The organism is Candidatus Aquarickettsia rohweri, from assembly GCF_003953955.1.
In the GTDB taxonomy this organism is placed as follows: domain Bacteria; phylum Pseudomonadota; class Alphaproteobacteria; order Rickettsiales; family Midichloriaceae; genus Aquirickettsia; species Aquirickettsia rohweri.
The window spans coordinates 1-10,418 of record NZ_RXFM01000042.1 but is presented as its reverse complement, the minus strand read 5'-3'; the positions used below and the strand labels follow the sequence as shown (position 1 = coordinate 10,418).

General features: G+C 27.5%; 10 protein-coding genes. 3 read left to right on the top strand and 7 right to left on the bottom strand.

All coding sequences use genetic code 11. The features are described from left to right. Both EIC27_RS03620 and EIC27_RS03615 read left to right on the top strand, forming a co-directional pair. Positions 1–276: transposase domain-containing protein (locus EIC27_RS03620; protein ID WP_153183752.1), on the top strand; the 276-nt coding region annotated here is incomplete at its 5' end. 55 nt (positions 277–331) lie between these two features. Beyond that, positions 332–865 carry a hypothetical protein gene (locus EIC27_RS03615; protein WP_126044778.1) on the top strand — a complete coding sequence of 178 codons (534 nt, stop codon included), beginning with the start codon at positions 332–334 and terminating at the stop codon, positions 863–865. Here EIC27_RS03615 and murA read toward each other — a convergent pair. The 7 genes from murA to EIC27_RS03580 form a co-directional block, all read right to left on the bottom strand. Further along, positions 862–2,187 (bottom strand): UDP-N-acetylglucosamine 1-carboxyvinyltransferase, encoded by a 1,326-nt coding sequence (gene murA, locus EIC27_RS03610; RefSeq protein WP_126044777.1) that lies wholly within the window; start codon positions 2,185–2,187, stop codon positions 862–864. The two genes, EIC27_RS03615 and murA, sit on opposite strands and share 4 nt — an antisense overlap. Before the next feature lie 11 nt (positions 2,188–2,198). Continuing rightward, positions 2,199–3,593 carry a phosphomannomutase/phosphoglucomutase gene (locus tag EIC27_RS03605; RefSeq protein WP_126044776.1) on the bottom strand — a complete coding sequence of 465 codons (1,395 nt, stop codon included), beginning with the start codon at positions 3,591–3,593 and terminating at the stop codon, positions 2,199–2,201. Next, a complete protein-coding gene (locus tag EIC27_RS03600; protein ID WP_126044775.1) occupies positions 3,553–3,885 on the bottom strand; it encodes a BolA family protein in 333 nt (110 codons plus the stop codon). The genes EIC27_RS03605 and EIC27_RS03600 overlap by 41 nt, the downstream gene beginning before the upstream one ends. Continuing rightward, positions 3,863–5,053, bottom strand: coding sequence for an FAD-dependent monooxygenase (locus EIC27_RS03595; protein WP_126044774.1), 1,191 nt, complete (start codon positions 5,051–5,053; stop codon positions 3,863–3,865). The genes EIC27_RS03600 and EIC27_RS03595 overlap by 23 nt, the downstream gene beginning before the upstream one ends. Next, positions 5,050–8,166: an efflux RND transporter permease subunit gene (locus EIC27_RS03590; protein WP_126044773.1), complete on the bottom strand. Its 3,117-nt coding sequence runs from the start codon at positions 8,164–8,166 to the stop codon at positions 5,050–5,052. Before EIC27_RS03590 ends, EIC27_RS03595 begins: the two co-directional genes overlap by 4 nt. A 17-nt stretch (positions 8,167–8,183) precedes the next feature. Continuing rightward, the gene (locus EIC27_RS03585) at positions 8,184–8,471 is read right to left on the bottom strand and encodes a hypothetical protein (protein ID WP_126044772.1); all 288 of its coding nucleotides are present in this window, start codon (positions 8,469–8,471) and stop codon (positions 8,184–8,186) included. Positions 8,472–8,546: 75 nt separating this feature from the next. After that, the gene (locus EIC27_RS03580) at positions 8,547–9,164 is read right to left on the bottom strand and encodes a diacylglycerol/polyprenol kinase family protein (RefSeq protein ID WP_126044771.1); all 618 of its coding nucleotides are present in this window, start codon (positions 9,162–9,164) and stop codon (positions 8,547–8,549) included. Positions 9,165–9,178: 14 nt separating this feature from the next. Between EIC27_RS03580 and EIC27_RS03575 the strand changes: the two genes are divergently transcribed. Beyond that, complete coding sequence (locus EIC27_RS03575; protein ID WP_126044770.1) at positions 9,179–9,628, top strand: hypothetical protein; 450 nt, start codon at positions 9,179–9,181, stop codon at positions 9,626–9,628. The last annotated feature ends 790 nt before the right edge of the window (positions 9,629–10,418 follow it).

The window sequence follows — 10,418 nt, the reverse complement described above, 5'->3', positions numbered from 1 at the left end:
CTTTTAGATGGAAGACTGCGTATTGATAATAATGATTCGGAGCGTAGTATAAAACCATTTGCAGTTGGCAGAAAAAATTGGATGTTCTGTGCAACAACTAAGGGTGCTAAAGCTAGTGCAAATATTTATAGTATTATTGAAACTTGCAAAGTAAATAAGATTAATCCTTATGATTATTTAAAATATTTGCTGAATCATATTCATGATTATTCTGATCCAAAAGAGTTAGTAAATTTACTTCCATATAATATTGATAAAAAAATATCATCAAATTAAATTTTTTTTAGAATTATCAAAAAACTTAAGAAACCCAAAGAAAGGCGGATAATACTTGTCAAGATGGGGATATTTTAGCGTTTACATTATAACCGTATCTATGTATGAAAAAATGCCTAAGTATTTTAAAGGAGTTGCAAGCATTATAGGTTGGATATCTAATGAAATGATTGTTGAGCCAATGATTGATGCAAGTATTTGCTATCCTGATAAAGTATATTATGCAGTGAATAATTTTATATATAATCCAATTTCAATAATCGATGATTTAACAGAAAATGTATGTAGTATGATTTCAATAAATAATGCAGCATCATTTTTAACGACAAGTTTGTTTACAAATTATAATCACCAACTGTTATATAATAATGAACATATAATAGCCAGTTTTGCTAAATTGATTCCAATAAATATGTTTAGATCTTATGGAATTAAGCAGTTTTATGATTATTTGTTGCTTAAATCAAATATAGAAAATAACAATTCAGAAAATTCAAATTTATATCCATATATATGTGTAAATAATACTACTGAATTATCTGTATATTCAATGCTTGTAATAGAAAAATGTTATTCTGAACTAGATTAATTTATAATCCTTTCTAATTTTATATTTGTATTCTTTAACTTGTCTATTAGATTGCCATATCCACGTTCAATTTGCTCAGCAGCATCAAGTTGAGTTTTCCCATCTGCTAAGACAGCTGCAATTAAATATGCAAGCCCTGCTCTTAAATCAGGAATTTTTAAAGGTGTTGAAATAGCTTTTAGTTTTGATGGCCCATGAATTAATGCGCTATGCATATGATCTTGCCCTCTATATCTGCATTCTACAGAGCCTAGACATGAACTTACAGTTTCTGTTTTTGCTCCAAGTTTATTTAGTATATCTAAATAACCAAATCTCTTTTCATGTACAGTTTCATGAATAACAGATATGCCATTTGCTTGTGTTAAAATTGTTGCAAATGGCTGTTGCCAATCGGTTGAAAATCCAGGATAAACATCAGTTTCAACTTCTGTAGATTTTAATTCTCTTTTACGAAAAAATAATATGCTATCATCTTTTAAAAATTTAAAGCCACCTCCAATTTTATTAAAATGAGGTAAAAAATTTCCTAATAAATCTGGTCTTATTCCTGAAACTTCAATTTCACCATTTGATGCGCATGCAAGTGATGCCCATGAAGCTGCTTCAATTCTATCTCCTGCAATAAAAAAATTAGTGCCATTTAATTTTTTTACACCATGAATTATTAACTCTCTATTTCCGTTGAGAAATATAATAGCACCCATAGAGCGAAGCATTGTTATTAATTCTATAATCTCAGGTTCAATAGCAATATTTTTTATTATACTTGTGCCTTCTGCGAGAACTCCTAAAAATAAACAAGTTTCTGTTGCCCCTACTGAAGGATAGGGTAAATTAATATGAGAAGCTTTTAGCCTTGCTTTAGATTCAGCAATATACTTATTGCCTTTTTGGTAAACTTCAGCACCAAATTTTTTTATAGATTCGATATGATAATCAACATTTCTTTTTCCAATATGATCTCCACCTACAGTTGTTACACTTGCCTTACCAAATCTATGAAGCAATATACTTAAAAGTAAAATAGGCACTCTATTTGTTTTTGTATCGGGTAATGATGCCTCATACTCAGTTATTTTAGATGAATCTATATACATGGTGTTAATATCTTGTTTCCAATCAACCTGTACTCCAGCAGATATTAATAGTTCTTTTGTAATTTCTACATCACCAATATTTGGCATTCCTCTAAGTACTGTTATTTCAGAACTTAATAAAGCTGCAACCATTGCTTTAGTTGCAAGATTTTTTGCACCCATGCAACAAATTTTACCATGTATAGGGGATCCACCTTGTATAATATATGAAATATTTTGCATCTTAAATTTAATTAAATTAAAACATTGTCTAAGCCAACTGATCGCAGTATATTTGATAAAGTTATTAATATAAAGTTAAAATTTTTTTGAGAATAGCCTTCAAATCTTATAGTTAATTTTTCTTCAGTATTTGAACATCTTACTAACCACCAACCTTTCTGATTTTCGACTCTTATTCCATCTATATTGATATATTTAATATTTTGAGCAGTTAGTAATTTTTTTATTCTATTTAAAATAAGTTTGTGTTCTTTATTTAATATAATTCTAATTTCAGTAGATATATATATTTTAGGTATATTGCGTAAATTGCATACACTATTTTTATTTGAAAATAAATATATGAATTTTGCAGCTGCAAATAATCCATCGTCAAATCCGAAATAATTTTCTTTAAAAAATAAATGACCACTTACTTCGCCTGCAAGTAGTGCTTTTGTTTTTTTCATTTTATTTTTTATGTTGCTATGACCAGTTTTCCATAAAATAACTTGAGATCCAAATTTTTTGAGCTCATCTATTATAGTTTTACTTGCCTTAATATCGACAATAATTTTTGGCACTGAATGTCTTTGTAATAGGTCACGGGTATAAATTAATAATAATTCATCTCCATAATATATTTTTAAATTATTATCTATAATAACAATTCTATCTGCATCACCATCAAAGGCAATACCTAAATCACAATTATATTTTTTAATTGTATATTTTAACTTAGTTAAATTATGTTCATTTGTTGGATCTATATAACGATATTTTATGTTGTCGTGAACTAATATGTATTCTCCAGGTAATTTTTTTATAAGATTTTTTACAATTTTAGCTACTGATGCATTGCAAGAGTCCCAGGCTATTTTAATCTTGTTATTAAGTTTATTAGGTGAAAAATGAGTATGTGGATTGGTGATTTTGTCAATATAATTATTAATAATATTATTTTTTTCTAAAACTCCTCGTTTATTTGATAATATTATCCTCCCATTTTTAGCTATGTCATATATTTTTTTTAAATTTTGTCCAGATAATTGCTGCTTATTGATAATAATTTTAAATCCATTGTAATCTGTAGGATTGTGCGAGGCTGTAATCATGATTCCACAGTAAGCATTGTGCATAGTATTACAGGCATAATATAAGATTGGGGTTATGATTAAGCCTAGATTAACTACATGGCATTCTACATCTAGAAGCCCTTCAATTAAATGCAATTTCAGTAAAGGTGAACTTTTTCTTCCATCATAACCTACACATATTTTAGATGTAATGCCTATATTTTTTAAATACGTCCCTAAACTACAACCTATGAAATATGAATCAATTTCAGTTAAATTTCTTTGAAATTCTCCTCTAATATCATATTCGTTAAATATCTTCGTTTTGAAGACATGCTTTTTGCATATCATATTTGTTTAAATATTCCTTCCCAGTATAAGCCTTAATTCTTAAGGCATGAATTATCTCTAACTCTTGTTTTAATATAGCATTAATCATTTTGTGTCTAGATAATAAATTGATATTTTCAAATTCTTTTGCAGCAACTGTTAATGAAAAATGTGTATTACCTTGTTTAGCTTGATCATTATGTCCTATATGCAAATGTGAATCATCTTTTAAGTCTAGAAAAATAACTTTAAGATTTTTTTGAAGTTTGTCTTTAATTATGGAACTTATATTAGATTTTATAACCTGATGCATAGCTCATTATATAGTTTTTCAGTGGAGTAAATTTATTAATGAATTTTAGGCCAATTTTACAAGATAATTTTGCAAGAATTAAATTTGAAGCAAAAATGTTATTTATGTTATGAGTAGAGTTAATCATTAGATTAATATCAAACTCTCTTTGCTGGTTATACTTATTAAGCATATTATTTGAGCATATGTCTAGTCCAAGTTCTATATTGTTGTTTATTAAGTTATGTAAATGTTGTATATCTCTTAGTCCTAAATTCAATCCTTGTCCTGCTATAGGGTGGATGCCGTGTATTGCATCACCACAAAATACAGTTTTATCTTTAAAATATGATTTTGCATATATTAAGTTAAGTGGAAAAAATGCAATATCAGATACTAATTTAATATCACCTAAATAATTTTTTAGCTTTTTTTTAATAAGATAAATGACATCTTTTTTTTGCATAGATTTAAGAATTTTACCAATGCCAGTTTTATCTGTCCATACAATACAAGACTCATGTCCACCTTTTTTTGGTAATATTGCAAAAGGTCCAGAGCTTAAAAATTTTTCAACTGCAATGCCATTGTGATTATATTCATGCTTTAAATCAAAAACAATGGCATCTTGTTGGTAACTTATTTTTCTTATTTTAATTTCTAATAACTCTCTTGTCTTGGAATTCTTTCCTTCAGCAACAACTAATAGTTTAGAATTTAATATTTCACTATTAGAGAATGTAATTTGTGAATAATATGGTGAATTTTGTATTTTTTTTATTTCCTGCCCTTGATAGAGACTAATATTTTTATGAGTAGATATTTGAGATTTTAAAGCATTAATAATATGCTGCTCATCAACCATATATCCAAAATTTTGTAAATCTAAATCTTTTGGATGAAAATTAAGATCTTCATGAGTTTTATGATCTTCAATTAATATTTGATTTATAGGTTGTGCAAATTTTTTAATCTTGTTTTCTATATTAATTTTGCTAAAAATTTCCATTGAGGCCGAAGCAATAGCAAATGTTCTGCTAGGCATATTTGATTCATTTTTTGGAATATAATTTAAAGCAACATTGTCTATAATGGCTATTTTTAAATTTTGTTTTGCAAGTAAACATGCAAGTGACATTCCTATATATCCTGCTCCGCTAATTATGATGTCATAATTCTCTTTTTTCATTTTTTATTAATAAAAGGATCAAATTTTTTGCCAATTAGAAGTAAACATGGTGTAAAAAATAATGTTAAAATTGTTGCAAATGCAAGGCCACCTGCTATTGAAGTTGAAAGTTGTCTCCACCATTGACTTGAAGGAGCATCATAGCTAATTTCACGAGTGAAAAAGTTTATAGTAAGGCCAAAAATCATTGGAAGTAGTCCGAGTATTGCTGTTGATGCTGTAAGTAATATTGGTCTAACTCTTTGTATACCTGCTCTAATTATTGAATCTTTGACATCATGCCCGTTTTTTCTGAGATGTTGATAAGTATCAATATATAGAATATTGTTATTTAAAACGATTCCAGATAGAGCGATAATGCCAATTCCACACATTACAACGCCAAAAGGTTGCCAAGTTACTATAAGTCCTAATAAAACTCCTACAGTGGATAAAAATACTGCACTCATAACAACTATGGTATGATAAAATGAATTAAATTGTATTAACATTATCATAAACATCATAATTAGGGCTAAAGAAAAAGCCTTACCTAAAAAGCTTGAAGCTTCTTTTTGATCTTCGGTCTCACCTTTAAATTGATAATCTATTCCTTCTTCAGAATTTTTACTTAACCATTCTTGTAATTCTTTTATTTTATCATCTACTAAAACTCCTTTTTCAACATCAGATTTTATTGTAATTACGTTTTCCCTATCTACTCTAGTAATTTTGTTAATTCTATCAGTTGCCTTGATGTTTGCAAAATTTGTAATTGGAATTTTTTGATTATCTTTGTTAATTATATTTAATTGATTCATTTCGTTAATATTTCTATTTTTTGGATCTAATCTCAACACTATATCAACTTCATCATCAGCATAATCTGGTCTAAAGCTTGATAATTTAAGGCCATCAGTAAATAAAAGTAAATTATTTCCTATATCTATAGCATTTAATTTAAAAATAGCTGCCAATTCTCTATTTATATCAATTTTCCAATCAATTCCTGGAGTAGAATTAGTATCCTCTACCTCTTTAAATCCTCCCATTTTTTCCATGGCTAATCTAACTTTATTAACAAATTTAGGTACTTTATCAAAATCTCGAAAAGTAAAATTAATTGTAATTGGTTTTACTTGAGATGGTCCATTTTGTTGAGCCAAAATTTCAATATCTATTCCTTTAATATCTGATACTCTAGCTTTAATATCTTTAAAAATAATATCTGCTTTTCTTCTGTTTTTCCAATCAGCTAGTTCCAATTGTATTGTTCCAATTGTATTTTTAGGAAGTGAATCATCTCTATCAAAATTACCACTTTTAGAATAAAATACTTTAATATCAGAAGTCATATTAAGTATTTTTTGTTCTACAGATTTTGTTATTTTATCTCTTTCTTCAAGAGATAGATCGATACCAGTTTTGATAGCAATTACAGCATTTTCAGGCTCAATTTTAGGAAAAAATTCTACCCCAGTGCCTGATATACCAAAAAATACATATACAGAAATTAATAAGAGAAAGCTAGAAGCGATAAACGTTTTTGGTCTATTTAATACTGATTTTAGTAAATTATGATACCTTTTTGATAATCCTTCGAGATTATGTATATCTCCTTCTTCAGCAGCTTTCATTGAATTAATGATTTTTAAGTCAAATTTTTTAGGCTTACCAAATAATGGCCCCATTGAAGGCTGAAAAAACAAAGCAAATAAAATAGAATTAGTAAGAATTATTATTACTGTTATAGGCATGTATTTCATAAATTGACCTATAACACCAGGCCAAAATAATAGGGGCATAAATACAACAACTTTAACTAGTGTAGAAGTTAGAATAGGCCAAAACATTCTGACAGCTGAATGTACAAATGCTTTATTAATACACATTCCTTCAATGATTTTTCTGTCAGCATATTCGCTAACAACTATTGCATCATCAACTATTATTCCAACTGTTAATATTAAACTGAATAAAACAACAATATTAAGGGTAAGACCAGATATTTCCAATACTAATATACCAATTAAAAAAGATGATGGAATTGAGAGTGCTATTAATAATGCTGATCTTCCACCAACTGAAAATATAACCACAATAGTTACTAAAATAACAGCTAATAGAATTCCATTTTCTAAGTCGTCAACCATACTTTTGATGTTTTCAGACTGATCTTGAGAATAAATTATTTTTAGATTATTTGGTAGGTACTTTTGTTGATTTTTAACTACGTCTTTTACTTGTGATATTGTTGAAATTATATTTGCACCTGTTCTTTTAGTTACTTCTAAGACAATTGCTGATGTTCCATTAACTCTTGCTATATATTCTGGATCTTTATAAGTTTTTTTGATTACAGCGATATCTTTTAGCTTAATTACTTTATTTTTATAACTAAAAATTGGAAAATCATTAAGTTCGTTTACAGATTCAACAGTACTTGGTATTTTAACAGAAAAACTTCCACCTTCATTTTTAACTTTACCAACAGCTATTAAAGAGTTGTTTTCTGCAATCATTTGTTTAATTTGAGATAAGTTGAATCCATAATAATTAAGTGTCTCAGGATTTATTATTACTTCAACAATATCCTCTCTATCTCCACTAATATCTACGCTAAGTACATCTTGTACATTCTCAACTTTATCTCTTAAATCTCTTGCAATACTAATTAGGCTATCTTGAGGTATATTTCCAGTCAAAATTATATTTAAAACAGGAAATAAACTTAAGTTAATTTCCTTTATTACTGGTTTATCAGTATCTTTAGGTAATTCATGTTCAGTATCATTTATTTTTGCTCTTACATCTCGTAAAGCTTTATCACTATCAAATCCTGCATGGAATTCAATTAATATTACTCCACTTCCTTCAAAGGCATATGATTTTAATTGTTTTATGCCTGATATTGATCTCAAAGCCATTTCCATAGGTCTTAAGATCAATTTTTTAGAATCAGTTGGAGAAATCCCTTGATGAGTTATAACTGTATATATCATGGGTATTTTAACGTTTGGATTATCTTCTTTTGGTATTGAAGTATATGAAAAATAACCACAGATAGTTAGTACTATTAGAAAAAGTATGGTTGCTCTTTTCCTTAAGGTAAATGCTTCAATTATATTTTCCATAAGCTTAAATTGCGATATCAATTATTTTTTTTTGATGATTCAATCTTTTTTCTTAGAGGTTCTGGTATATCATTTTTTATAAGTTTATATGCAAACTTTTCCATTAAAGTAAATTGTTCATAATTTTTATGTTCATCAATTTTAATAGTATACATAGTTTTGCTATTATCAGATTTAAGTTGAGACATTTCATTATTCACAGGTATTTTAGGTTTGTTTTTATATTCTGTATATTTTTGAAAAATTAAATACCCGATTAATAACCAAGCTAAATATGTAATAATCTTACTTTTATATGTTATCATTTTTAAGTGTTATAGTACTATATAAGCTATACTAATATCTTTAAGTGAAAAAAACAATAGTAACTAAAGTATATGCTAATATCCAAAAATAGTCATTATAGCGCTAACTGAAATAGGAATTATCATATTATCATTAAGTTTTGCATTATTTGAATATAGTTCTACAATTGCTGAGAGAAGTGATGCGAGAAGTGAAGTGAATAAAAATTTGTAATCAAGTTCGTAAATAAAGGTAATAAATAGGCTTATAGCACATGAAGTTAAGAAAAATGCAATACTACCTTCAATACTCTTTCCGTTTATTTTTGTTTTTCCAAATAATTTTCCGATAATTGATGCGTTTGTATCGGATAGTATTAATATTGATATAGCAAGATTGAAAACAGGTTTAGAAGATATTAATAAGCAAATCAACATTCCTATAAAAGCAAAAGTTAATGCAGAATAACTTTTTTGTTCATGTTTTCTGTATATTTGGGAAAGACCAATTTTTTTAAAAAAATTATATTCTAATAAATTAAATTTTACTCTAATCTTATCCACAATAAAAGAGAGAACTAAGAGTGCTGTAATAAGAACTATCATTGTACTATTTTTAGAAAAGTGATAAAGTACAGGAAAAATAAGGCCTAAAAGATGTATACTTTTTCTATAAAATTCAATGTAAATATCGGCCTGATGTTTTTTATTCATTATGCAGAGTTATTATGATTGCTCTTGTTACAGCATTATTTATTTTAAGCTTTATACCATTTTTATTATTGATGGTATTTATTTTTATTAAAAAAATAAATAAGGAAAAATTTAATAATCGTATAAAAGATATAAAAGAAAATTCTCCATATAGAAAAACCCAAAATAATATTAAGCCAAAAAATGATTTTTTATTTTTAGAAAAAGAAGAAAATGAATTAAATTTAGATCAAGAACTAGACAAGGTTGAAAAAATTTCTCCAAGGAAAATTGATAAAGATGAGGGTAAAGTAGTTGGGGTTGTTAAGCCAAAAGGATTTTGGTCTAAATTTATTATGTCACAAAAGATGGGTTTTATTTTTGCTAGGTTGGCTGCAAGTGAAAATAAAGGAGAGGGATTTTGGACAAATTTAATCAAGGCTCAAGATGTTTCTCAAGGTAAGGATAAAGGAAGGGGCAGGTAAAAATTAAATAATTTTAATATTATGTAACAAAAAAGAGAGGAGATTTTGATTTTCAAAGATTTAAAAAGTCTTTAATTTTTTCTATTGCAATATAATCCATGCTAAAATTAACCCAAACTGCATATAAGAAATTTATAGCAAATTTTATCATCATGAAGAGGAGTATCTCTGAGCAGTCATCACGAGGGAGAGACAAAGTCTCGACTGTAGTGATCCAGAATTATTGCCTAACTTACATTTTTGAAATATATCTGGATTGCCACGGATGCCTATCATCATCCTCGCAATGACGTTTTTGTTTTCGTCATCACGAGGGAGAGACTTTAGTCTCGAGTGCTGTGATCCAGAATTGTTGTCGCATTTACATTTATTGATAATTTTCCTGGATTGCCGCGAGCATTAAAATGCTCTCGCAATGACTATATTGCTAACTAAAATTGTATTCAAATATTTGTATATAACAGTTTTTTCGCCTCTTACTAATTATTTCTTATATGCAGCTCGGGTTACTTACATTGAAAAATAACGTCACGGTAGTTATGAGTTATTACCTATTATTGATTTATAGCTAGTTTATTATACCTTACTTAATTTTGTGTTATCATTGCTTTGCGAAATATTTAATTTAGTGTATAGCTGAAATTTATGAAGATAAAGACTTTATATCTGCAATGAACAACCTTTTATATAAGTAAGCGCTAAAATAAGGGCATCTAGGCAAGAATAAAAATAAGTGGTAGAACAAAAGCCTAAAAAAATAGAGGCTAATGATGCTATTAGAAAAAAAGAA